The 24274-nt window shown below is 50.7% G+C and carries 23 protein-coding genes; 11 read left to right on the plus strand and 12 right to left on the minus strand.

Going from position 1 to position 24274, the window contains the following annotated elements; translation table 11 throughout:
• Window positions 1-17 precede the first annotated feature (17 nt).
• The 4 genes from FW415_RS03685 to FW415_RS03700 form a co-directional block, all read right to left on the minus strand.
• On the minus strand, window positions 18-1595 hold the full coding sequence (locus tag FW415_RS03685) for a RagB/SusD family nutrient uptake outer membrane protein (protein WP_148382940.1): 1578 nt from the start codon (window positions 1593-1595) through the stop codon (window positions 18-20).
• A 12-nt stretch (window positions 1596-1607) separates the two neighbouring features.
• A complete protein-coding gene (locus tag FW415_RS03690; RefSeq protein ID WP_210420825.1) occupies window positions 1608-4841 on the minus strand; it encodes a SusC/RagA family TonB-linked outer membrane protein in 3234 nt (1077 codons plus the stop codon).
• A gap of 248 nt (window positions 4842-5089) precedes the next feature.
• Window positions 5090-6283: a FecR family protein gene (locus tag FW415_RS03695; protein WP_148382942.1), complete on the minus strand. Its 1194-nt coding sequence runs from the start codon at window positions 6281-6283 to the stop codon at window positions 5090-5092.
• Window positions 6284-6365: 82 nt separating this feature from the next.
• Window positions 6366-6938 carry an RNA polymerase sigma factor gene (locus FW415_RS03700; protein WP_210420826.1) on the minus strand — a complete coding sequence of 191 codons (573 nt, stop codon included), beginning with the start codon at window positions 6936-6938 and terminating at the stop codon, window positions 6366-6368.
• 213 nt (window positions 6939-7151) lie between these two features.
• Between FW415_RS03700 and FW415_RS03705 the strand changes: the two genes are divergently transcribed.
• The 3 genes from FW415_RS03705 to FW415_RS03715 all read left to right on the plus strand — a co-directional run bounded on the left by FW415_RS03705 (window position 7152) and on the right by FW415_RS03715 (window position 10027).
• On the plus strand, window positions 7152-8252 hold the full coding sequence (locus FW415_RS03705; protein WP_148382943.1) for an AI-2E family transporter: 1101 nt from the start codon (window positions 7152-7154) through the stop codon (window positions 8250-8252).
• A gap of 199 nt (window positions 8253-8451) precedes the next feature.
• Complete coding sequence (locus tag FW415_RS03710) at window positions 8452-8892, plus strand: nuclear transport factor 2 family protein (protein WP_148382944.1); 441 nt, start codon at window positions 8452-8454, stop codon at window positions 8890-8892.
• Window positions 8893-9265: 373 nt separating this feature from the next.
• The gene (locus FW415_RS03715; protein ID WP_148382945.1) at window positions 9266-10027 is read left to right on the plus strand and encodes a hypothetical protein; all 762 of its coding nucleotides are present in this window, start codon (window positions 9266-9268) and stop codon (window positions 10025-10027) included.
• A gap of 344 nt (window positions 10028-10371) precedes the next feature.
• Here FW415_RS03715 and FW415_RS03720 read toward each other — a convergent pair whose 3' ends face one another.
• The 3 genes from FW415_RS03720 to FW415_RS03730 all read right to left on the minus strand — a co-directional run bounded on the left by FW415_RS03720 (window position 10372) and on the right by FW415_RS03730 (window position 12978).
• Window positions 10372-10758, minus strand: a complete 387-nt coding sequence (locus FW415_RS03720; RefSeq protein WP_148382946.1) for a DUF5367 family protein — start codon at window positions 10756-10758, stop codon at window positions 10372-10374.
• Between the two features lie 84 nt (window positions 10759-10842).
• Entirely contained in the window at window positions 10843-11706 is an 864-nt protein-coding gene (locus FW415_RS03725; RefSeq protein ID WP_148382947.1) for an AraC family transcriptional regulator, read from the minus strand.
• 51 nt (window positions 11707-11757) lie between these two features.
• Complete coding sequence (locus FW415_RS03730; RefSeq protein WP_148382948.1) at window positions 11758-12978, minus strand: hypothetical protein; 1221 nt, start codon at window positions 12976-12978, stop codon at window positions 11758-11760.
• Between the two features lie 82 nt (window positions 12979-13060).
• Between FW415_RS03730 and FW415_RS03735 the strand changes: the two genes are divergently transcribed.
• The 5 genes from FW415_RS03735 (at window position 13061) to FW415_RS03755 (ending at window position 16725) form a co-directional block, all read left to right on the plus strand.
• Window positions 13061-13558 (plus strand): DUF1648 domain-containing protein, encoded by a 498-nt coding sequence (locus FW415_RS03735; protein ID WP_148382949.1) that lies wholly within the window; start codon window positions 13061-13063, stop codon window positions 13556-13558.
• 34 nt (window positions 13559-13592) lie between these two features.
• Entirely contained in the window at window positions 13593-14420 is an 828-nt protein-coding gene (gene purU / locus FW415_RS03740; protein WP_148382950.1) for a formyltetrahydrofolate deformylase, read from the plus strand.
• A gap of 50 nt (window positions 14421-14470) precedes the next feature.
• Window positions 14471-15148, plus strand: coding sequence for a hypothetical protein (locus FW415_RS03745; protein WP_148382951.1), 678 nt, complete (start codon window positions 14471-14473; stop codon window positions 15146-15148).
• A 200-nt stretch (window positions 15149-15348) separates the two neighbouring features.
• The gene (locus FW415_RS03750) at window positions 15349-15936 is read left to right on the plus strand and encodes a hypothetical protein (RefSeq protein WP_148382952.1); all 588 of its coding nucleotides are present in this window, start codon (window positions 15349-15351) and stop codon (window positions 15934-15936) included.
• A gap of 48 nt (window positions 15937-15984) precedes the next feature.
• Window positions 15985-16725 (plus strand): SDR family oxidoreductase, encoded by a 741-nt coding sequence (locus tag FW415_RS03755; RefSeq protein WP_148382953.1) that lies wholly within the window; start codon window positions 15985-15987, stop codon window positions 16723-16725.
• Here FW415_RS03755 and FW415_RS03760 read toward each other — a convergent pair.
• Both FW415_RS03760 and FW415_RS03765 read right to left on the minus strand, forming a co-directional pair.
• A complete protein-coding gene (locus FW415_RS03760; protein ID WP_148382954.1) occupies window positions 16722-17105 on the minus strand; it encodes a hypothetical protein in 384 nt (127 codons plus the stop codon). The two genes, FW415_RS03755 and FW415_RS03760, sit on opposite strands and share 4 nt — an antisense overlap.
• A 53-nt stretch (window positions 17106-17158) precedes the next feature.
• Complete coding sequence (locus FW415_RS03765; protein ID WP_168208653.1) at window positions 17159-18460, minus strand: histidine kinase; 1302 nt, start codon at window positions 18458-18460, stop codon at window positions 17159-17161.
• A 46-nt stretch (window positions 18461-18506) separates the two neighbouring features.
• On the opposite strand from FW415_RS03765, the gene pheS reads away from it, so the two are divergent.
• Genes pheS through FW415_RS03780 form a run of 3 tightly spaced genes read left to right on the plus strand, consistent with a single transcriptional unit; the run spans window position 18507 to window position 21446 of the window.
• On the plus strand, window positions 18507-19541 hold the full coding sequence (gene pheS / locus FW415_RS03770; RefSeq protein ID WP_371417056.1) for a phenylalanine--tRNA ligase subunit alpha: 1035 nt from the start codon (window positions 18507-18509) through the stop codon (window positions 19539-19541).
• 15 nt (window positions 19542-19556) lie between these two features.
• A complete protein-coding gene (locus FW415_RS03775; RefSeq protein ID WP_148382957.1) occupies window positions 19557-20399 on the plus strand; it encodes a 3-hydroxyacyl-CoA dehydrogenase family protein in 843 nt (280 codons plus the stop codon).
• A gap of 51 nt (window positions 20400-20450) precedes the next feature.
• Window positions 20451-21446, plus strand: a complete 996-nt coding sequence (locus FW415_RS03780) for an NAD-dependent epimerase/dehydratase family protein (RefSeq protein WP_148382958.1) — start codon at window positions 20451-20453, stop codon at window positions 21444-21446.
• 2 nt (window positions 21447-21448) lie between these two features.
• Here FW415_RS03780 and FW415_RS03785 read toward each other — a convergent pair whose 3' ends face one another.
• The 3 genes from FW415_RS03785 to FW415_RS03795 all read right to left on the minus strand — a co-directional run bounded on the left by FW415_RS03785 (window position 21449) and on the right by FW415_RS03795 (window position 24192).
• Window positions 21449-22153, minus strand: a complete 705-nt coding sequence (locus tag FW415_RS03785) for a hypothetical protein (RefSeq protein WP_148382959.1) — start codon at window positions 22151-22153, stop codon at window positions 21449-21451.
• A gap of 10 nt (window positions 22154-22163) precedes the next feature.
• The gene (locus tag FW415_RS03790; protein ID WP_148382960.1) at window positions 22164-23105 is read right to left on the minus strand and encodes a UDP-3-O-(3-hydroxymyristoyl)glucosamine N-acyltransferase; all 942 of its coding nucleotides are present in this window, start codon (window positions 23103-23105) and stop codon (window positions 22164-22166) included.
• Window positions 23106-23529: 424 nt separating this feature from the next.
• Window positions 23530-24192, minus strand: coding sequence for a Crp/Fnr family transcriptional regulator (locus tag FW415_RS03795; protein WP_246858903.1), 663 nt, complete (start codon window positions 24190-24192; stop codon window positions 23530-23532).
• Between the last annotated feature and the right edge of the window lie 82 nt (window positions 24193-24274).

Raw genomic sequence — 24274 nt, forward strand, 5'->3', positions numbered from 1 at the left:
CGTCAAAAATTACTGTTCTAATTATACCCCGGATTCTGGGGGAAATTTTCGGCTCCCATATTGATGACCTCGGTCTCGGGTATGGGCCATCGTATGAAATGCGGGTTAGCCGGCAAGTTTGTTCTCCCCGGTAATGAGCTGCTTATTTCAGCATCGCCGGCATAGTTGGTCACTTGTGAGATCAGTATTCCCAATCTTTTCAGGAAGTACCAGCGCTGGCCTTCAAATGCCAGTTCGCGCGCCTGTTCATCGATGATGTTTTTCAATGACAGCGTGCCGGTAAAGGTGGTGTTGCCCGCCCGTTCCCAGGTTTTATTGAAATATCGTTTCGCCAGCGCCTGATCACCCTTCATCAAAGCGGCTTCAGCGCCCATGATATAGGTTTCCGCCAGGCGATAGAGAATAATATCCTTATAACTCCTGGTTTCCGAAGCCGCCCTTGTCCAGATATCGCCGTGTTTAATACAGCCCGGGTACACGAACCGGTTCTTCGTTCCGTTCTTGTAAAGCGGGAAATAAGCACCCGGCTGCACCGTTACGGCGCCATAAGGTTTAGGATCGGGCGTCGTATTTTTATACTGGTGTATATAGAAGCTTTTGTAGCGGGCATCATTGGCGGTATCATACAGCGAGAACAGGTAGGGATTGGGCAGGCATCTGCCGTAAGTATAGCCCCAGTTCTCAAAACTGCAGGAATACTCCGCCGTTCCTCCTATCTCCTGGCGATAGGAAGCTACATAGAACGCGGCGAAAAGGTTTCCTTTCGGGGTGGCGTTAGAGAGGTTCCCTCCCGGATTCCGGCTCCACTGCTGTACCATCAATGCCTCTTTATGATTGAGATCGGCCGCGTTAAAAATATTCTCCAGCGGCTCCAGGCCGTAACTGCCCGACTGATCAATTTTGTTCACCTGGTCCAGCACCTCATCCCAATCCTTTTTCCAGAGCGCCGCTTTCGCTTTGATATGCCTTGCCGCGGCCTGGTTAAAGCGGCCTGGTTCCGAAGATAGCCAGGGCAGGTGCTCAATACTGTAATCCAGGTCTTCATACAGCAGGTTGAGCACTTCCTCATTGGTGGCCGCTTTATAATCCCTGGGAAAGTCAACGTTTTCCCAGGTAGTGGGCTCCGTATTCAGCCATATCCGGTCGTATGTGCGGTAAAGCAGGAAATAGGATTGCGCCCTGAAGCATTTTGCTTCAGCGATCGTGGCCTTCAGCGCATCGGTTTGCTCCAGCTTTTCACCTGCGTAAATTATTTCATTTGCCTTGCCGATGATCTGGTACATGGTCCTCCACATGAAGGCCACCTGGGAGGAGGAAGGTCTGAGGAAATTGGGATCGTACGTGCCGAAGTAATTCCCGGTCCCTCCGTTTGTTACCACCAGGTCCGTAGCTCTTTCCAGGGCGAAAACGGTAGCATCGTCATCCGAATAATAGCGTTGCAATGCATAGAGTGCATTCACCGCTAACTTCAAACCACCTTCACTGCTGTAAATATATTCGGCGGAATACCTTGTTTTGTTCTCTTCTTCCAGCAATTTGGAGCAGGAAGTGAATGCCACGGTGAACAATATAATGATCCGTATTGTGTGCTTCATGACTTGTAAGTATTAGAATGAGCAATTAAGGCCAAACAACAAGGTTCTTGGTTCCGGATAATCGCCGGGATTTTGTTCAGGCCCATAGCCCTGTACATCTGTAAGGGTCCAGATATTGCTGGCGGTGAAAAACAACCTCAGGTTACTGAGTTTCAACCCGCTGATCACCTTTTCCGGCAAATTGTAGGAAAGAGAAACATTGCGGAGGCGTATGTGATCTGCTTTTTCATAGGCCAGCGAAGTTAAAAAAGCGGGCTGCTGCACAAAATTGGGCGCCGGCGCTTCATTGGAGGGATTATGCACCGTCCAGTAATTGCGCCTGACCCCGTTTCGTTTCCCGGTAAGATCGCCTCCCGTTTCAAAAGTGGCGAGATAAGCATTGTACAGATAACCGCCATGCAAAGCATTAATATCCAGGGAAAGACTGAAGTTCCTGTACTCAAAACTGGTAATAAAAGCGCTGATCAGTTTAGGATCTCTTCTGATGATGCGGCGGTCGTCTACAGAGATGACTTTGTCGCCGTTGAGATCGTTCACGCGGATGCTCCCGGGCGTGGCGGCCGGCATGGCCGATCCGGCGATGTCATCATCCAATTGCCAGATACCATCGAACTGGTAATCATAATACACGTTCATGGACTGGCCAATGAACCACCTGTTGTTCAGGTCGTTTACGGGATTGCCCTGCGCATCAACTGCGCCGTTGATCCTTTCAATCCTGTTCCTGTTGGTAGAAAAATTCACCCCCACGTTCCAGGTAAAATCTTTATTCCTTACCGGAACCGCATTCAAGGAGAATTCTATCCCCCTATTCCGCACACGGCCAAGGTTCACCAATTGACTGGCATATCCGGAAGTGGTTGACAGCGATTTTTCCACGAGCAGGTCCGTTGTTTCGGTATCGTAAAATTCCACGGAACCGTAGATCCGGTTTTTGAAAAAGCCATAGTCGATACCTAAATTGGCGGAGGTGGACGTTTCCCACTTCAGGTTCGGGTTCGTCAATTCTGAATTGGGCAGGTATCCCACCGCGGTCTGGTCCCCGAACTCGGTCAGGTATTTATCCGCCAGCCCCAGTGTGGTATATGGACTGATGCCCTGGTTGCCCACCTGGCCATAACTTAAGCGGAGTTTCAGGTCTGATATCCATTCACTGCCGGCCATAAAATCTTCGCTGTTGATCCGCCATGCTACTGCGGCTGATGGAAAGTAGCCATATTTATTATTGGCGCCGAAAACGGAGGACCCGTCCACACGCATAGCCAATGTGAGCATGTATTTGCTGTCGAAGTTGTAACGGCCCCTGACCAGGTAGGAAAGAAGTTTCCTGTCGGAAAACTCATATACGGGCACGGCGTGGGAAAGCGCTGAAGCAATGGCATGATAAGCCAGATCATCGTTAGCGAAACCGAAGCCCGTATTACCGGTCCGTTTCCACTGGATGCCGTTCAGGCTGGCCATGGCGGTGCCATCCAGATGGTGCTTTCCTATATCCTTTGTATAGTTAAGAATATTTTCCACCAGATAATCGGTGTAAATGCTTTGCGCAACCATTGCCCGTCCGGCATTGTTCCTGCCTACCGTATGCTGGATGCCGAGGTAGGCGTTTTCCTGAACGGTCCTTGTATTTATACTTGCATTAAGCCGGTACGACAAGCCTTTTACGATCTTCCAGTCCGCGATAAAATTCAAATTAAGCCGGTCGGTGATGGTAAGATTTTTTGCATGCTGGTTGTTCCACAAAGGATTAAAATGGGATTCCCCCGCTTCCGTCACATCTTCCCGCAGCGAACCATCACTGTTGTACACTTCGGCCAGGGGAGGCATGGTAATGAAAGAATTGAAGGTGCCATCGGCAATCTTCCGGTCCGACCGGGTATAGGCGATATTTGCTCCCAATGATATCTTTTCAGATAGTTGCTGATCTACATTGAGCCTGCCCGTAAACCTCCTGAAGTTGGAAGAAGGAACGATCCCATCCTGGAAAAAATGTCCGAGAGACAGTGCATATTTTGTTTTATCGTTTCCCGATTGTATCAGTACATCATTCTTGTTTTGCCAGGCCGGGCTCAGCATCACATCTTCCCAGTCGATATATTCCTTTGAATGATAAACATCCTTCATCAATCCTCTGAGCGCTTCATCTTCATTGTAGTAGCCATATGCATTGTAGAACGCTTCTTTTCTGTAGGCCGCCCACTGTTCCCCGTCATAAAATTCAAAGTTCCTGTACAGGTTCTGCACACCGGCATAGGTGTTCACATTCACTTTCGTTTTTCCGGAGATCCCTCTTTTGGTGGTGATCAGAATAACACCGTTGGCGGCCCTGGCGCCGTAGATCGATTGGGCGGAAGCATCTTTCAGTATCTCTACGGAAGCCACATCGTTCGCATTGACATCATCAATACTGGCGGAAGGCACACCGTCCACAATATATAACGGATCATTCCCCGCCGACAGTGAGCGCCTGCCCCTGATCAGGATACTGGACGTGCCTCCCGGCGCGGCGCTCCCCATCGTCACCTGGAGTCCCGGTGCGGCCCCCCGCAGCATTTCGCTGATGCTGGTTGTAGGCATTTTATTCAGCTGTTCCGCTTTCACCGAGGAAATAGCGCCGGTAACATTCGCTCTGGTTTGCGTGCCGTAACCTACCACCACTACTTCATTCAGGCCGCTTATGGCCACTTTCATGGTTACGTTGACGGTATCCCGGGGACCGGCGGCCAGCTCCCTGGGCTCGAACCCCACCATGGAGAACAGCAATACCGCTTTATCGTCCTGCACGGCGATCCGGTAACGGCCTTCTTCATCTGTATTGGTGGCCTTCATGCTGCCCTTTATAACCACGGTTACGCCGATAAGCGGCATTCCTTCCTCATCCGTCACCCTGCCTGAAACAGTGCGTTCCTGTTGAAAGGGATCCGGGATATCTTGGCCCTGCCCGCCGGCAGAACGCCGGGCGGGACGCAGCACGATGGTCTGCTCCGTGATGACCCATTCCAGTCCGAGGTCATGGGTCAACACATCCATCGCTTTCCGGAGCGGAACGTTTTTGATGCTGGCGCTTACGCGCATCCCGGCCAGTTTTTCCCCTTTCAGGAAAAACAGGTATCCGGTCTGTTCCTGGATACTCTCCATTACGCTGGTCAGGGGCAAATCACGGGCATTCAAAGTAACAGTCTGTGCGTGACTTGCCGCGGCTACCTGCAGTACGGTGATGAACGTCAGGAAAACTGCTAGTTTCATAATTGACAATAGTCGGTTGATCAAAGGCATAGTACTGCCTTTGGCACGTGGAAACAAAATCATACCTTTGTACGGTTGGATTACGTTAAAGAATTGATTGATTCGGCAGCTGTTTTACAGCTGTATAGCGGCATCCAATAATGACCGGACAGTGCCTCTAACACTTTCCGGTTTTCTTTATGGATGATCTTACCGCCAGCTTGTCAAGTTTTGGTTGTGTGCATCATAACGTTGTTTGGTTTATATATTCATGGCATAACGACCACCCGGTAAGCGGCGCCATTGTTTTCAATCCTGAAATGTACATTTCCCTCCTTAAGGATGTCAAGCACCCCGGCCAGCGAATTGCTCCTGCTGATTTTTCCGTAAAACGGGGTAGGCGGAATATTGCCTTCATAAATAACGTCCACATCGTACCAGCGGCTCAGCTGCCTCATTGCTTCGCGCAATTCGGTGCCGTTGAATGTAAAATAGCCTTCCTTCCAGCTGGTATACGCCGCAACGTCCACTTCGGCTACACTGATCTGCCTGCCGGAAACAACGCTTTGCTGGCCTGGTTTTAAAACGGTGGATGCTGTATGCTGCGCAGCGCCCACCCGCACGCTACCCTCCACCAGCGTTGTTCTTGCCACCGTTTCATCCGCGTATGCCGCTATGTTGAACTGTGTGCCAAGTACCTCTACTGACTGGTTCCTGGTGCTGACAATGAACGGGACCTTCCGTGAAGGCCCGGAGTTTCCCGATGCCCCCTGTACAGGAGCACGTATTTCCGATACTTCAAAATATGCTTCCCCTGCCAGCTCCACAGTGCGTTCATTATCGCTGAACCGGCTTGGATAGGTTAATGTGGAAGCCGCGTTAAGCCATACCTTCGTGCCATCCGGGAGGGTTACCCGGTAGGTGCTGCCTTTCGGGATAGCAAGCGTCAGCCGCTGCGAAACAGCGGAAGCGTTTTGACTTGCCGCGCCATGGCCGGGTGATTGTTCGCCAACGCCCGGAACGGAGGTGCCGTCGGTGTACGTTACCTGGTCACCCATAACAATACCGCTTTGCGTGTCGCTCAGCGTCACAACGCTCCCGTCCGGCAGCGTCAGTGTAGCAGCGCTGTGCGCCGGTAGTATATTGGCCGTCTCCCGGCCGGGCGCCTGCCCGTGGTCATTCATCCGTGAGTAGGTCCAGATGCCGGCGGATACCACAAAGATCAGCATTGCGGCATAGGGCAGCCATCTGCGGAAGGCAGTCACCCTCAGATCATGTTTACGCATGCTGCGTTCAAGACGTAACCGGATATCCAGCAGGTCATCCAGCAATTCTACATCGCTCAGGTCCGGCGGACCGGCAGCATCATGCAATATCCAGCTTTCTACCAGTTGCCGTTCGGATTCCGTACAATCTCCCGAGCGGTAACGGATCAATAAATCTCTGGCGGAGCTTCTGTCCATATTCAATTTTTCCAGGCTTTTACCTTTGATACAAATAAGACAGCCAGGTGAGGCCCAGGGGTGAGTGTTTTCTAAAAAAAAATCAGAATACCATGAAAAACAGGTTGCCGAGCCTTGTCTTCAGCAACTTTAGCGCGGTGTGCATATGGCTTTTTACCGTTTCCTCGGAGATGCCCAGCTTTTCGGCGATCTCCCGGCGTGTAAGCGAGCTTTGCCGGCTAAGTTCGAATATCTCGCGGGTGCGGGGCTGAAGGTTGCTGATCTCCCGCTGAATGAATGTTTGAAGATCATTATAACGTGCCAGGTAGTCGGCGGACTGATGATCGGCCTGTCCGAGAAAGGAAAGAAAGGAATCAATGTACCGGGAGGCGACCTGTTGATGGGCGATGGCGTTGATGATGCGATTGCGGACAGCTGTGTACAGATAAACGGAAAGACGCCCGGTGATCGCCAGCCGGGAATGATTGGCCCAGAGCCCGAAGAACAGCTCATGAACAATGTCCTTGGCTTCCTCGCGGTCTTTCAGACGATTATAGGCAAATATATACAGAAGGCCATGATAACGGTTGTATATCTCCGTATAAGCTTCCCTGTCGCCTTTCTGCAGCAAAGGGACCAATACCTCGTCCGTGTACGTGGAATATTCAGCCATCATGTTTTCCCCCGGCTAATGTAATAAATTTGCAAGAAGTAGCGCCGTCTTTGTAGACATAATTGAATATTTCACAGGTCCGTGTCTACTTCCTGTTTGGAAAAGAATCGAAGGGGAATTGAGTACGGAAAAATTCAAATCAGCAAAACAGGCGACGGCTCAAACCCCGTAGTGTATCCCCAAAATTCATTACATTTAGTTACGAATCCTTACTGCATGCGCACAAACCACCCCAATTCCCGCGGCATCATCGAAACTATCCTGGTGTTGCTGCTCCTGCTGGCCCTGCTCTTCGCGTTGTATGACGTGTTGAAGGTGTTCTTCGGTGTATTCACTTTCGCATTGATCTTCTCCGTGTCCTTCGCTGTTCCTTACGAAAGACTGGTGAATGTAATGAGAGGAAGGAAACTCGCCGCGATACTGTATGCCGTTATCCTCATCATTGTCGTGGCGCTGCCGGTGGTGTATGTTGTGAGTGCCATGGGCAAGCATATGAAGGATATCCTGAAATTTTATGCGGATATCCAGGCAAACGGCCTGCCACCTTTGCCACCGCAGGTCGCGCAGATACCGGTTGCGGGAGGTGCAGTAGCTTCGTTCTGGCAACATTTGCAGGAAAACCCACAGGAGGCCCTCATGGGATATGAGCAACAGATACATCATGTGCTGCACCGCATCCTGACCGGCGGGGCGGGCGTATTGGGCACCGCACTGCAGATTGTTCTTGGCATCATCATCTCAGCCATCCTGCTGGCGGGCGGGGAAAAGGTGATGAGACCGGTCAAAAACACGCTGCAACACCTGTTAGGCCGCCGCGACGGCCTGGCCCTGCTGGATGCTACCACTCACGCTATCAAAGGTGTTTCCATCGGCGTGATGGGCACGGCCTTTATCGCCGCCTTTATTTCATGGATCGGGTTTGTAATAGCGGGATTGCATTTCAAGATCGTATTGTGCGCGCTGGTGTTCTTTTTAGTGCTCATACAAGTCGGACCCTTGCTGGTGTGGTTGCCGCTGGTGGTAATCCTGGCAGTGGAAGGGCATACCGGCACAGCGGTTTTTGCCGCAGCTTACGGCCTCTTCGTACTGCTGATCGATGCGGTACTGAAACCTGTGCTGATCGCGAAAAGCGGGGGGCGGTTGCCATTTCTTGTGCTGTTCATCGGCGTAATTGGCGGGCTTGCGGCCTGGGGCTTCACGGGCATGTTCAAAGGAGCCATTATTCTCGCTGTTTTCTATACGGTCTTCAACTCCTGGCTGGCACGGAAAGATCAACCCGACCTGTCCCCGGAACCGGGCGCGGGTGAGTTCATCTAAGGCAGTTACCGATGATGTCGACTATATCAATCGAAGGGCGGCTGGTGGAAAAACAATAAAGACAATATAGCCGGCCATAAGCATATCCATATCATGTTAATTGAAACGGGGCAGCCAAAAACGTTCAGCCTGGAAGTGCATAAAATTGAGTTCGTGAAACCACATTTTCTTCCTCTCCCTGTTATTAATATCTTGCAATATGGCAGAACAAAAATCGAATCAGGAATTTGAAACGAAAAACGTTGGACAGGAAATAAAAGAAGCCCTCGTAAAGGCTGATGTGTCCGGTGATTGGAGTGGTTTCCTGGATATGATGGACGATGATGTAACATTCAGGGCAACGATTCCTGAAGGAACTCCGATCAGTGGTGTGTTTAGGGGCAAAATAAAAGTTGTGGAATACTTTGATGCCGTCTTGCCGTCTGTAGCATCTTTTTCCCAAAATAAGCCGATGGAATTTATCGTTGATCAAAACAAAGTCATTGTATTGGGAGATGATACCTATACGATAGTCAAAAATGGGAAATCCCAACGCAGCCCTTATGCCATGGTAATTGATTTCAAGGATGATAAAATCAGCAGCATCCTTATTATTCAGGATCTTTCCGGGATATATCTGGCGTATGCTCCAAACCCATAAAAAGTTGTTTGGAATTGCGACAATTCAACATGTTTTTTTGACAAAAAACAGCCATCCAAAAAGCGCTGCAGCAATTCACGGAAAGATATCTGGCCGAAGCAATGAATACCGAAAATAAAAACCTGCCTTAACTTTCCATCAGGTCAAATTCGCCCCCTCTCACGAAGAGGCATCCCATCAGGCCCAAAAACTCATCTTTTTTCGAAATTCTCCAATACCCGTTATAGCGGCATTCGTCATTGTCCAATATGAATTAGGCGCTCATTGAACGTTTCCCAACACCCGTCGCACCGGCCTTAGATATTCTCCAACTCCTCCGTGAACCTTCCTCCCCGGATTGCGTTATTTTTAGATCTCACCAACACAATTGCTCATGGGCAGACAAACATCTTTGCTCACCTTTACCGGTAGAGTAGGTAACCTGATCGGTTACAACCGCAACGGCAAACATTTCATGCGCTGCATGCCTGAAACCATCAGGCAGACCTCAGCCACCCGCCAGGCTGCACAGCGCTTCGGCGCCGCCAGCAGGAAAGGGCGACTTATCAGAAGCGCTTTTGCAGGGGAAGTGGATATCCGGCCTGATGGCAGCCGGGTTAACCGGTTGAATAAGGCTATTATCAAAGGCGGGTATAACAACCCCGAGGCCATTGCTGGCTTCCAGTTCAACCGCTATACGGGAATAGACAAGTTCTTCCGTGTAGCGCCTGTGCTATCCGCAGACGGTATCCTCCACATCCCGGCTCAAACGCTGAAGGAGATCAAAGGCTTTACCGCCCTGGAAGTAAAAGTGGTCGCTGCCCGCATCAGCTTTGCAGAGCGTAAAGTAGTGCATACGGAAACGGCCGTTATTGTCCTGGATACCCGGGAGCCTTTTGCCGGGGCGGCATTATCTGTAGATGCACCGGGGAAAGGAACGCTGGTCGTTACCCTGCAGGTCAGGGCCCTGAAGGACGGGCACCCTTCCGGTAACCGCAAATATGCAGCGGCGGATATCATAGCGGTGCAGGAGCCGCAAACTAAACAGGTCTTCCATAAACCTGAATGCCCGAAAGAGATTGCTATACGGCAGCGCCTGGATGCCCTGTTCGATCCTTCCCGCGAACAATCCATCCACATCGTACAAAGGGAATAGACTATCCCGGCCCTGAGTACTGCATTTTGGTGAGCAAACTATCCTGAAAACACATACTGTAACCCGAAAATTCCCCCGCAGGCCTTCGCTGCGGGCGTTCTCCATTATGGACATACAAGCGCATCACACCACCAAACGACATCCCTCTTCAATTCCCCATCCTCAACACAACAAAAGATCACCACCGCTATAAGTCCACCTTTCCTCCGGCCGCCGGCCGGTGCCCCCTCAGTGTTCCTACCACTATCCGCCGGATATACTGCTGATCCATCCGACACACTTCAGCACACTCTGTTAATCCTGCTGACTCATTCACGCCACACCGGACCGACCCTGCACAACACCTAACGCAAAGCCGGCACCTTCAGCTTCCAATACAGAAAGGTCACCAGCAAATGCTCCAACACCAGCACCCATAAGATCAGGCTGGTAAAGAACGTAAAATGATTCCCGCCAGCGGGATAAATGACCAGCGGCACCGTAATAACGGCATCCAGCAACAGGATCACGCCTGCCATCAGCAGGCCGGCAACCAACCCGTTGGTTTGTGCGCCCTTGCGGTAATAATACCGTGCGCCCAGGAAGGAATACAGCACCAACATAATGCAAACAATAACGGACTGCAGCGTTTCCGAAGCATTAATGCCCGGGATCAGGCTTAATACAAAGAAGGTGCTGAATACAAATATCCATACCATGACACCGGATGTCACCGCTCTGATAATATCCATCTTTTCGGGATTTTAATTTGAACAATACCGCAAAGTAACCGGTATTATCGGCCCTGCAGTTGTTCGAAAGGAACGATGATTTGTTCAGGAGGATTTTTTTCTGACCTCGCTCGGGCGGATACCGAATTTTTTGAGAAATGCGCTTGAAAAGGAACTGAGACTGTCGTAGCCCACAAACCAGGCTACTTCCTGAATGCTTTTATCCGTTGTGGTTAACAAACTATGCGCCTTGCCCAGGCGTTCCTGCTGCAGATATTTGAAAACGGGCATCCCGAACATCTCCCTGAAATCCTTTTTCAGCCGGGAGCTGTTAAGGCCGATCATACGGGAAAGCTCCTGCAGCGATGGCGGGGCATCCATGTTCCTGTCCAGTATCTCTTTTACCTGGAACAGCTTGTCCGCCGCTCCGGATGGTTTGATATGACATTGACCAGCGGCTATGGCAAAAAAATGGGACAGCAGCTCCATGACCTGGCTACGGATGAACATCAGGCGGGTGGCGCCCTGATAACGGGTATTGAAGATCTTGTCTACCGCCGAGAGCATATCAGGGGACATATAGAAAGCGGGGCCTTCCACATAGCTTTCCTTCGGCTCCAGCAGTTCCGGAACATGTGTCACGAACGTATCCACTTCGTATTCCGGGCGGTTCAGCAGATTGGGAATGGTAGCGTACACACAGATGCAGTTCAGCGGCTGGCTGGCGGATATCGTATGTACAAACTCAACGCCTTTGTCGGCCGCAAAGGAAATCGCAAGCCCTTTGGTATTGGTATAAGTGCGCGGCCCGCCTTCGTAATTGACCGTTAAGTCTACATTCCCCGAGCCGTAAAAAGAAAAGCAGACGATCTGCCTGTCGAAGCCGCATCTCTCTACAACCGTTGCTTCGGATGCAGAGGCTTCTATCAGTACAACAAAATCATTTATGGCCAGAATATCCCTTGTCATTTTCAGAATTTTTTGGGCGCCGCGCCATCACGCTCAGGTATAAATCAGCTGTCATCTGATGGCGGACAATAACGTATCCATCCTCGATTCCAGCATTAATATTGTCTCTTGCTGGAGCTTGATCTGTTCCTGCTGTGATTTTAATAATTTGTGCTGATCTATAAGGTAGAGAGTCAACTCTTCGATCTTTTTCAACAACAATGCCTGATTATTCCCCAGATCCAGCCCGTCAGCCGATATCTCTGCAGCAGTCGGAACCTCGGGAAGGTGTTTGTTTGTTTTGATAAATTCTTCTACCTCATGCAGGTCCGGCAGCTTATAACCATTTTCAAATACAAAGTCGGGCCAACCGGTTTTCAGTTTCACTTTTACTTTTTCGGCGATCATATTTCCCGCCACCGCCAGCTTGTATCCTGCGGTATTGGTTGTGCCGATGCCCACCTGGCTTGACGTATTAATATAGAACGCCGGAACATCATACGTCAGATTTTCATAGCTGGATGCGATTGGGGCAGCACGGATATAAAACCCGCTTCCGTGCTGGTCTATATTCGTTCCCATTTTGATGCCGTATGAATGGGTCATGCTAACATGGTTGACCATTTCGATGACCGTATTCCCATTACCCGTCTGACCGATCTTCATCACTTCAAAATTATATACCCCCGGGATAGTGATATGGGAAGCGTTATTAGTTCCATACGAACCAAGCTGAAGTTTAGACAATGGGGTGTTTGTTCCAATACCAACATTTCCGGCCATAAAGTAAGAATTCCCGTTTTCAGAGAAGTATGCTTTTGTCCCGATTTTGGTACCGCCGGTAAAATCTCCGCCATAGTTGAGTCCCAATACATTCCCTCCATCATGGACCATAGCCCTTCCTCCAGTACCGCGGTCTTCAAAACGAAGCCAGAGATCTGAACTCCCATTATACCTAAAATAATTGTTGCCCACGCCTGCCCTGAAAGTACCATTCACCTGCAACGTGTTGGAGCCATCGTCAACAATTGCCTGGTTCCCCGGGCCGATCAGGGTGCGGGAGCCTAAAAGCGCCAGTGGTTGAAATGTTGTGGTTGAACCAGTCGCATTTCCAAAAATTTTCGTGATGGATTGTTCGCTTAGCAACGTCATCCTTCCGTTGCTGCTGCCGTTGTCGATGATGATACTTTTATTGGTTTGATTTCCATTAGTGGTCACCTCCTGGAGGGTCTGGGATTTCACGGGCAAACATGCAGCAGCGCAAAGCATCAGGGTAAGGGTCTTTTCTATCATTTATCTTCATTTTGACCCCTAAATCTAGATTATTTTTCCTATTGCCGGTAAGTGATTATTTTACATCCAGTTTTTACCCGTCATGAACACAAAGCCAAAGCTCCACCCCACCCCCAACACCCTGGATCAGCTCCTTGAATCCGCAGGATGGATCGCGCTGACCTCCCTCTGGGCCATCGCTATCTATCACTATTCCAATCTGCCGGATACCATTCCCACCCACTATAATTTCACCGGCCAGCCGGACCGTTACGGCGGCAAGGCGGCGCTGCTCGTATTGCCCGTCATCGGCACGCTGTTGTTCGCCGGCATGACCATCCTCGGCAAACGTCCGCATTTGTTCAACTACCCCAGGGCAATAACAGCCACCAACGCCCTGCAGCAATACACCCTCGCCACACGCCTGCTCCGTTTCCTCAAACTGGGCATCATCCTCGTTTTTTTACTGGTCGTCTGGGACACTATTGCCGTGGCAACCGGACAATCCAAAGGGCTGGGATGGTGGTCCATGATCGCTCTTCCTTTCATGATCGTGCTCCCCGCCACCTGGTACATCATCAAAGCCATGAAAGCACGGTAGATTAATTTCCTAAAACACTATCTTCATTCCCGATATGATCATCCTCATTCAATCCATCGACAGGGTAGGCCTCGTGGCCGCCATTTCCGGCATCACCGCAAAGCACGGTCTCAATATCATCTCCCTCCGGGAGCATGTGGACAAAGTGGAGAACCGCTTTTTCATGCGCATCGAAACAGAGAACGACACAGCTGCGCCTGTGCTGGAAACGGAAATAAAATCCGTGTTACCGCAGGATGCGCTGGTCACCATCGATCCCCGGCCTGAGAAAAAGATCATTGTGATGGTCACCAAAGAATATCATTGCCTGGCGGACATACTGGTGCGGAACTATTTCGGAACGCTGGGGGCATCCGTACAGTGCGTGATCGGCAACCACAACGTGCTGGAAAACATCTGTACACGCTTCGATGTGCCGTTCCACCTCGTATCTCATGAGGAACATGACCGGCAGGCATTCGAAGAAAAGATCATCAGGATTATTGACGGGCATCAGCCGGATTATATCGTGCTTGCCAAATTCATGCGCATACTTTCCCCGGGCTTTGTAAAGCAGTATCCTACCCGCATCATCAACATACATCATTCTTTCCTGCCTGCATTCGCCGGGGCGCATCCTTACCGGCAGGCATTTGAAAGAGGGGTGAAGCTCATCGGCGCCACCTCCCATTTTGTCACGAATGAACTGGATGAAGGCCCCATTATCGCGCAGCAGGTGATCCCGGTCAACCATTCCTTCACGGCGGCGGGGATGATGAAAGCAGGGCAGGAGATCGAAGTTTCCGTGCTTGCGAGGGCGTTAAGACTGGTATTTACAGACCGGGTTTTCGTGTATGAGAATAAAACCGTGGTATTTGAATAATTGAATAGACGATTTCTGTTCCTAGAAGTAGAAAAATAAACTTAGTAGACATGTCCTCACTACTCCCTGAATACATGGAAAAAATAAAAAATGAAATTTCTTCGAAGATTGACGAAGTGATTAACAACAGAACAATTAAATCCCTCTCAAGAGATGTTTTCAAGAGAGGATTAATAGATAATAAAAAGAAAATGGGATTTCACAAGAAATATCTGGAAATAACAGGGAAAAAGGAGGCAATAGAGATCAAGAAAAAATTCTTCTCGGATTTCAGGCATCTCTATGGCTTACAGTATATGGATAGCGGATTTATACATAAATTGGAAAGAAAGAAAAACGAAATTATCAAGTTGATAGGGAGCTGTCCCTTTCAAGCTTATGAAAAATATTTTCACCAGGCCAAGATTACAGAGAAAGAGTGTGTGAAAAGGAAGAATCTCATGTCTTTCTTTACAAAACTCAGTCACACAATCCATCCCAAACGCTGTTCTGCTATGGATAATCAAATTAAACGATACTTCGGGCTAAGAAAAGAAGGGTTCTTTTTTTCATATTGTCTGATAAATGAGTCTTATCTTACATGGATAAAAAATAACCGCCCTAAACTTGCTATGATCAAAGACATTGTAAGAAATCTTGATGCCGAAAATGCGCTAAAAATTTCCGCTGTTAGCGATTTGAAAATACTGGATATGATTTTTTGGTTTAAAGCAAATTCTCAAAAGTAAGTTTCCCATATTGATAAGGCCAAACCCGGCATAGAGCCTAAAAAGTCATAAGTTCCCCCCTTTTAAACCAAGTATTCCCTGAATGAAATGAAATTTATTCCCAGATTCTCAGTTCTTCGTGTATGAGAATAAGACTGTGGTATTTGAATAATCCTTACATTTATTTTATGATGAAATTCCTTATGCCCACTGTCCTTTGTATGATTATATGTACAATGTTTGCCTGCAATTCCGGCACATCATCCTGCCCGGCAATCTCACTGGAAGGCAAAGACGCCATTGCGGCCATACGCGCAAAAGACTCCCTCATTCCCGAAACTTTTATCGCGGTGCCGGACAAACACCTGGCCTCGTCCACCCGCGAGGTGGAAGCCGTATTGGATCAGCTTGCGGAGGCAGGCCTGCTGCAATACCGGTTAACAGACAGCCTGCCGGGAAAGCGCAGCCTGGGCGGCACGGAAGAAACACCTTTCTACCAGTATGCTGTCGACTGGTCTTCCGCACTGGAGGAGCAGGCTGTTCAGCAGGCGGAGCGGGACTCGGTCACTGCCATTACTTTCTTCGGCAAACAACTTCACGGTGAGGTGCGTTTTGCTGCCAGGAAATTCCTCGCCGGAGAGATCCGCATAGAAGGCTCAATGCCTTTGTTCTATAAGGAAGACTGCCATGAACTGGCCTACAAATACACTTACACCATCGATTCCACAAATGCGCTGGCCCGCATTGCCGGCATGAACCCTTATATCAAATCCACCAGGGCTGTAACCACAACCGTTTCTTATAACTGATGAAGCCATGCAAGGCTCCATCCGGCCCGTTAAAAAATAAAACAACGGATGAAAACGATCCTGATCACCGGCGCCAGCCGCGGCATCGGCGCAGCCACAGCCATTCTTGCAGCAGAACGGGGATACCGGGTCTGCATCAACTATCATCATAACCAGACGGCAGCCGAGCAGGTAGCCGGAACGATCCGCGCAAAGGGCGGCACTGCATTTCTTTTACAGGGAGATGTTTCTTCCGAGGCGGATGTTTGCCGTATGTTCAGGGAAGTAGACAGCATCGGCCCGCTGCATGCCCTAGTAAACAATGTAGGCATCCTGGAAAAGCAGACCCGCGTGGAGAACATCGATGCGGAAAGGCTAAGCCGGGTATTACGGTCCAATGTCATCAGTTGTTTCATCTGCGCGCGCGAAGCCATCCGCCGCATGTCCGTTAAACATGGCGGAGCCGGTGGCGCGATCGTAAACGTATCTTCCATTGCGGCACGTACCGGTTCTCCCGGAGAGTATGTGGATTATGCTGCCTCCAAAGGCGCTATGGATGCCTTCACTACCGGCCTCTCCAAAGAGGTGGCTGATGAAGGCATCCGTGTGAATGGCGTCCGGCCCGGATTCATCTACACGGATATCCATGCCAGCGGCGGCGAACCGGGGCGGGTAGACCGGATCAGGGATACCATTCCCATGAAACGCGGCGGACAGCCGGAGGAAGTAGCGGAAGCCATCCTGTGGCTGCTGTCCGACGGATCTTCATTTTCCACCGGCACTTTTATCGACATCACGGGAGGTCGTTAACCTTTCTTCGATGGCTCAACCGGGGGTGGCGGGGGCGGAACATGGCCCTTGTTTACCGGCACGATCTTCTTTGCGGGCGCGTCTTTTTTAAGTACCGGCGGAGCGGATTTCTTTACAGGAACGACGGAAGGAGCAGGCGGATCTTTTGTGATCACCGGGGCAGGTTTCGCTTTCACGGAAACGACGGAAGGAGCAGGCGCATCTTTACGGATCACCGGAGGCAATTGCGGAGACTCCTCTTTTGTGATCACCGGGGCCTGCTTTCCCTTTGCAGGTGTGTCCTTACGAATAACAGGCGGCGCAGGCTCCTTTTTCTGCGCCGAAAGCGTGCCACCGGCAAACAGACATGCCGCCAGCAGGAAATAAGCGTTTTTGTGCATAACGTAGGTTTATCTATGGAGATGCAGCCTTCCCGCTTTTCCATAAATTTTTCCTACCCGTTTTCCCTGCCTGCGCCAAATGCAATATTCACCTTCGTTCCCTGCGGTACGCCGTCCTCATCATAAAGATCATGTATATGGATGTTGAAAGTGGTGTTAAACAATGCCTTGTACAGGTCAACCCGTTCCATGCAAAGGCTCATCCCTTTGGAAACATGCCCTTCTTCCCGCTTGCGCAGCGCCTGGTCCCGCCCCACCCCGTTATCCAGTATCTCGCAAAGCAACACTTCTTCCTTCAGCCGCCGCCAGTGGATCTGTAGTTTCCGGTTCCCGTCCTTGTTCATCAGGCCATGCCAGATCGCATTCTCCAGGAATGGCTGGATGAGCATGCCCGGCACATGATGCGTATCGGGATCGATCCCCTCATCGATCAGGATGCTGAACTCGAAAGGTTTGCTGGTGCGCAGCGCTTCTATCCGGAGGTAATGCCCCAGCAGCTCCACTTCTTCCCGCAGGGAAATGAAATTCTTTTCCGAATGCAGCAGCACCATTCTTAACAGCTTTGCGAAATTGGAAAGGTATGCGGAAGCTTTATCGATTTCGGAAGACAGGATACAATGATAGATCCCGTTAAGGCAGTTGAACAGGAAATGCGGGTTCATCTGGCTTTTCAGGGTCACCAGCCGGAACTCCGCCAGTTGTTTATGCAGCAGCTGCACTTCCTGCTCCTGCCGCCGCGCTTTTTCTTCTATCAGCGTACGGCCGATCTTGGAAGAACAGATGGCGGCGATCTTTTCCAGCATGGACAGATGGCGGCCGGTATAAAAATATTTCCGCGAATGCTCCGAGTCGATGATACCGATCACCTTATTCGCATAATAAATGGGGATGGTGATCTCCGAGTACCGTCTTTCATCATCCACAATATACCGCTGGTCCAGCGACGTATCCCCCACGATCTCCGCTCTTCCATGCAGGGCAACAGCACCCACGATCCCGCGCCCCAGCGGTATCTCTATAGGGTCCCGTATCTCGAAACGGACGGGGTTCTTGGGGCCGTAAGCCGCCTTCTGCACCAGCACCTGCCGTTCTTCATCCAGCAGATAGATCACACAATCCTCCAGCCGCAGCTGCGAAATGCAGTTCTTGGCCACATCCCAGAGGATGTCATCCACCGTATTTTTTCCAAAAAGGGAGGTGGTAAAATAGTTGAACGTAGCTTCTTCCCGGTATTTGCGGCGATAAAGCATCATCTGCCGGTACAACCAGGCAGAAAGCAACAGTGCGGTGATAAGGACAATATAGTACACGACAGGCATGAGCAGCAAGATATGGCAATGTTGTGCATCTCTCAAAATCCTCCAAAATTTAATCATTTTTCTCCATAGCACGTTATCTTTGTTGCCTATGGAGCAGATCGTGCAGCAAATAGAAGCCTACAAACAGGAGATCGCCGCCTTCGAGCCGAAGACGGCAGAAGAGCTGGAACAATACCGCATCAGGTTCCTGGGCACCAAGGGCCTGGTCAAAACCCTGTTCGGGGAAATGAAATCGGTGCCGAATGAGCGGAAAAAGGAATTCGGGCAGGTATTGAATGCCTTCAAGCAACTGGCGGAAAGCCGTTACGAAGCATTTCAGCAACTGAAGGATGATGACGCAGCGGCCGGGCATGAACTGGACCTTACCCTTCCCGGGGAACCCCACCGCCTGGGGACCCGCCATCCCATCAGCATCCTCCGCAATAAAGCTATCCGCATTTTCGAACGCCTGGGCTTCTCCATCGCGGAAGGCCCGGAGATCGAAGACGACTGGCATAACTTCACCGCGCTGAACCTTGCCGAGAACCATCCCGCCCGGGACATGCAGGATACGTTCTATGTGAATCATCATCCGGACTGGCTGCTGCGCACCCACACTTCCTCCGTACAGGCCCGTGTGATGGAGCAGGGCAAACTCCCCATCCGCATCATCTGCCCCGGCAGGGTGTACCGGAACGAGACCATCAGCGCCCGGGCGCATTGCTTCTTCCACCAGATCGAAGGGCTTTACATCGCGGAGAACGTTTCTTTCGCCGATCTCAAACAAACCCTCTACTATTTCGTGCAGGAAATGTTCGGGAAAGACTTCAAAGTACGGTTCCGCCCCTCTTACTTCCCCTTCACCGAGCCAAGCGCGGAAATGGATATCTCCTGCCTGATCTGCGGCGGCGAAGGATGCAACGTTTGCAAACACACCGGATGGGTGGAAATACTGGGCTGCGGCATGGTACATCCGCAGATCCTGGAAAACTGCGGCATCGATTCCACAAAATATACCGGCTATGCGTTCGGTATCGGGATAGAACGCCTCACCATGCTCAAATACCAGATCAAAGACCTGCGGCTGTTCTCGGAAAACGATGTCCGTTTCCTGAAACAGTTCCAGGGAACCATATAAAAAACCGGCCACCTGATGATCCACACAATTGCCGTTTGCGGCGCGGGCACTATGGGCGCAGGCATCGCACAGGTCTCCGCCACCGCGGGATACTATACTTTGCTGTTCGATACCCGGCAGGAAGCGCTGGACAATGGCATCGCCCAGATCAGCCATAACCTCCGCACCGCCGTAAAAAAAGGCCGGCTGGAGGAACAGCGGGTACCGGAAATATTGTCCAGGATCAGGACCGTCAACGATGCACAGGAATGCATTGCGGAGGTCATCATCGAAGCCATTGTGGAAAGCATCCCGGCCAAGATCGCCCTCTTCAACCAGCTGGCCGAGATCAATCACAGCGATACCATCTTTGCCACCAATACCTCTTCATTATCCGTCTCCGCCATTGCACAGGGGATCGTCAACCCTGCGCGCGTGGCCGGCATGCACTTCTTCAACCCCGCGCATCTCATGCAGCTGGTGGAGATCGTCAGCGGTAAAGCCACCCATGAAAGCATCACCGCATCACTGTCGGAACTCGCAAAGCAGATGGGCAAAACGCCCGTGCATGTAAAAGACGCACCGGGGTTCATCGTCAACCGCGTAGCCCGGCATTATTATCTCGAAGCGATGCAGATCGCGGAAGATGGCGTATGCGATATCCGGACGGCAGACCGGCTGCTCGAATCCGCAGGCTTCAGGATGGGGCCCTTTGCCTTGATGGACCTCATCGGCAATGATGTCAACTATGCCGTTACCTGCTCCCTTTATGAAGCATTCGACAAAGCGCCGCGCTTCAGGCCCGGGCAGATGCAGGCCGATAAAGTGGCCAGGGGAGAGCTTGGCCGCAAAACCGGGAAAGGCTTTTACGAATATTGATTAACACTTTGAATCTCCTACCTTTGTGCCTTCACTAACGCAGCATTCATCATGATCCTTGTGACCGGCGGTTCGGGTTTTCTTGGCAGCTATTTGTTACGTTCACTGGTACAGGCCGGTACGCCGGTAAGGGCATTGTACCGCCGGCAAATACCGGAACAGGTGAATGATATCAAAAACGGGGTGGAATGGGTGCAGGGCGATGTACTGGATACCGGCGCGCTGGAAGATGCCATGCAGGGTGTGGAACAGGTGTACCATTGCGCGGCCGTCGTGTCCTTTCAGCCGGACAAAAGAGCGGAGATGCTCCGGATCAATGTGGAAGGCACCGCGAATGTGGTGAACCTTGCCCTGGAATACGGCATAAAAAAGATCGTGCACGTCAGCTCCGTGGCCGCACTTGGCCGCGCCAGGCAACAGACCGATATTTCGGAAGACGCTACCTGGGAAGACAGCAAAAACAACTCCTACTACGCCATCAGCAAACACCTCAGTGAAATGGAAATATGGCGGGGGATCGCAGAAGGGCTGGATGCCGTGATCGTCAACCCGTCCATCATCCTGGGCAGCGGTTTCTGGCATGACGGCTCAGGCATGATGCTGAAAAACGCCTGGAAAGAATTCCCCTACTATACGGATGGTGTGAATGGCTTTGTGGATGTACACGATGTGGTGGATGTAATGCTACGCCTCATGAACAGCGACATTACCGCGCAACGGTTCATTCTTTCCGCGGAGAACTGGGCTTACCGCCAGCTGTTCAACCAGATGGCGGAAGAACTGGGTAAAAAACCGCCGCATATCGCCGCCAAACCCTGGATGGCGGAACTGGTATGGCGGATGGCAAAACTGAAAGGGATGATCACGGGCAAACGTCCGCTGCTGACAAAAGAGACCGCCCGCACCGCACAACTGAGAGTGTATTACAGCCACGACAAGATATTGAAGGCGCTCCCTGATTTCCGGTTCAGACCACTGGAACATACGGTGGCGGAGATATGTGCTGCTTACAAAGCATACCGCGGGGCCTCCGCTTCATCAACGTAAGATCACCCTTTAAAAACAATGGCCAGCATGGCAGCCACCAGGGTCTGCTGCAACGCGGCATCGGCTTTCGGGTGTATCCATGCCCTCGGTTTGTCCCCGGTCATTACCGCAGCTACCGGCACTCCTCTCAACTGAAATTCATAACAGGTATTTTCATAACTGTTCCTGATGCCGAAACGGTTATGCGCTGTTACGCGGATCTCATCGGAAGCGGAGCGAAGCACGCCTGCCGGTTTGTTCTCATTCAGCTCCAGGAAAGAAATGCTGCGTTTCAGGATCAGCTCCCAGCTCTTCAAGGGTTCCAGTACCGTTGCGCCGATATGAAAATACCACAGCGGCACATCACCCGCGAGCGCATCCAGCTGCTCCGGCATAGGCCGGTTGGAAAAGGTAATGCGCGGCGTGCTCAGCACCTGTACCGGCACCTGCACATCTGTTGCTTTCACGGTGAAATAGAACGCATCGGAAACATTCCTGAACTGCTTTGCAGGCGTATTGGCGGCAACGCCGTTGGTACGGGAAGAAGTGGAATAATCACCGATTGAAATGGTCTTCGCCGTCAGCCAGCCGTCCTGGATCTTTACCCTCAATTCATGCGCATCCAGGTATAGTCCGGGGTCTTTTTTCTGCACAACGGATTTTGTGGAGGTACAGGCTGCCAGTAAAAGGCAGAGCGCCGGAGCAAGCCGGAAAAAGGTTTTTATCATCCTTGTTAGTTTAACTGTTGAGCTTCGCCCACATTTCGGGAATACGTTTGATCCAGGCCAGCTCCCGCTGCTTTTCCCGGGCATCGGTTACCGGAGAGCCGAAATACACTTTGCCGCCTTCCAGCGATGCGGGAACGCCGCTTTGCGCATACACTACCGCACCCTTGCCGATGGTGAGGTCTTTTGATACGCCCACCTGTCCCCACAGAATCACATTATCTTCAATGATGGCTTTGCCGCCGATACCTACCTGGGCAGCAAAGAGGCAGTTCCTGCCGATCACGGCGCCATGCCCTACGTGGATCATGTTATCGAACCGCGTACCGGCGCCGATGATCGTATCGCCGCTCACCCCTTTGTCGATCGTACAACCGGCACCGATCTCCACATCATGTTCAATGATCACCCGTCCGCAACTTTCCAGCTTGTCGTACATCACTTCCCGGTCTGCCCGTTTCTTGAAGTAAAATGCATCCGCGCCGATCACGGTGCCGGCATGGATGATCACGTTATCGCCAATGATGGTGTGATCGTAAATGGTCACATTGGGATGAATGATGCAGTTTTTGCCGATCCGGACATGGTGTCCTACAAACACGTTGGGTTGCAGCACGGTGCCTTCTCCTATAACGGCAGTATCACTCACCGGCGTATGTGCCGGAACGAATGGCCGGAAGCGTTTTACCAGGCTTACATAAGCGCTGAAAGGATCATCAAGCACCAATAATGCCTTTCCTTCCGGTGCTGCTACCTTTTTGTTGATGATGATGATGGTAGCTGCGGAATGCAGGCAGGCATTGTAGTACTTCTCAAAATCCACAAAGGAGATATCCCCTGTTTCCACTTTATGGATCTCGTTGATCCCTGTAGCCATCAGGTTTTCATTCCCTGAAAGTTCTGCGCCAATCATCGCAGCTATTTCTTTTACCGGTATCGGTTTTTCAAACTTCATATGAACTTCGTTAAAGTAAGCGCAAAGTTAGGGGGCGTTATCCACAATTTTTTTTTGCTTGTGAATAAAATTTCTTGCAAAATTTTTCTTTTGTGATGAAATTCTTTTTAATATTGTGTAGGGAATTTTATTTCCCTGTACTTACTAACCCATTCACATAACAAGAAAGTCTGATTGTAATCACGGTCAGACTTTTTTTATTGCCGCTACAACCCGTGGCAGCACTGCGTTTCAGCCGATCATACTTTTTGGAACAGATCCCTTTGATACTTGTTGAACAATGTTTTTATGCGGTAAAAGGCCGGCTTCGGCGGTTGCCCGGGTTTTCATTTTTCCTTCCTTTTTACCCTTTTCCAGTACCTGAAAAATGCAAAGCCGGTGACTTGCCGGTATAAAGGGCTACTAATTAAACGAATAGCTGGTATCAATCCTGCAGGTTTGCCATTTTGATCAGCTGCTGGAGACGCAGTATCCTGATCTTCTTGCCGGAAAGGTCGATCACTTTCTCCTTTTTGAACTCGGATAACAGCCGGATGGCTGACTCTGTTGCCGTACCTACCAGGTTGGCGATCTCTTCCCTGGAAAGGGTAACATTGATGGTTTGCTCATCCGCTTCAAGTCCATATGTTTCCTTCAGTGTGAGCAATGTTTCAGCGAGCCGTTCCCGCACCGGCTTCTGGGCAAGGTGCGTGATCTTTGTTTCCGCCCGGCGCAGTTCGCTGGTCAGTATCTGCATCATCCTGAGGGAAAGGGAAGCATCCTTTTGCATGGCCAGCAGAAAGATGTCCCTGGGTATGAAGCAGACGGCGCTGTCTTCCAGCACGGTTGCCGTTGCGGTATAAGGCTCGTTGCTGATAAGGGCCTTATAACCGATAAGGTCTCCGGGTTTCACCAGCCTGATGATCTGGTCCCGCCCCTCGTCACCGCTGTGAGAGAGTTTTATCTTTCCGGTATTGATGCAATAGATGCCATAGGGATGTGCGCCTTCCTGGAAGATGACCTGGCCTTTCTTGTAAAGGGTGCATTGCTTGGCATGGACAATTTCTGCCGCATGTTCCGGTGTGGAGGCCGAAAAAATATCGCTCATGTACTTGTTGCAGTACCGGCACGCTGTTTGATCGCTTAACATAACTACTCCATAAAACCACTATGGATGCGGCAAAATTACT

It is taken from the genome of Chitinophaga sp. XS-30 (assembly GCF_008086345.1).
Lineage (GTDB): Bacteria > Bacteroidota > Bacteroidia > Chitinophagales > Chitinophagaceae > Chitinophaga.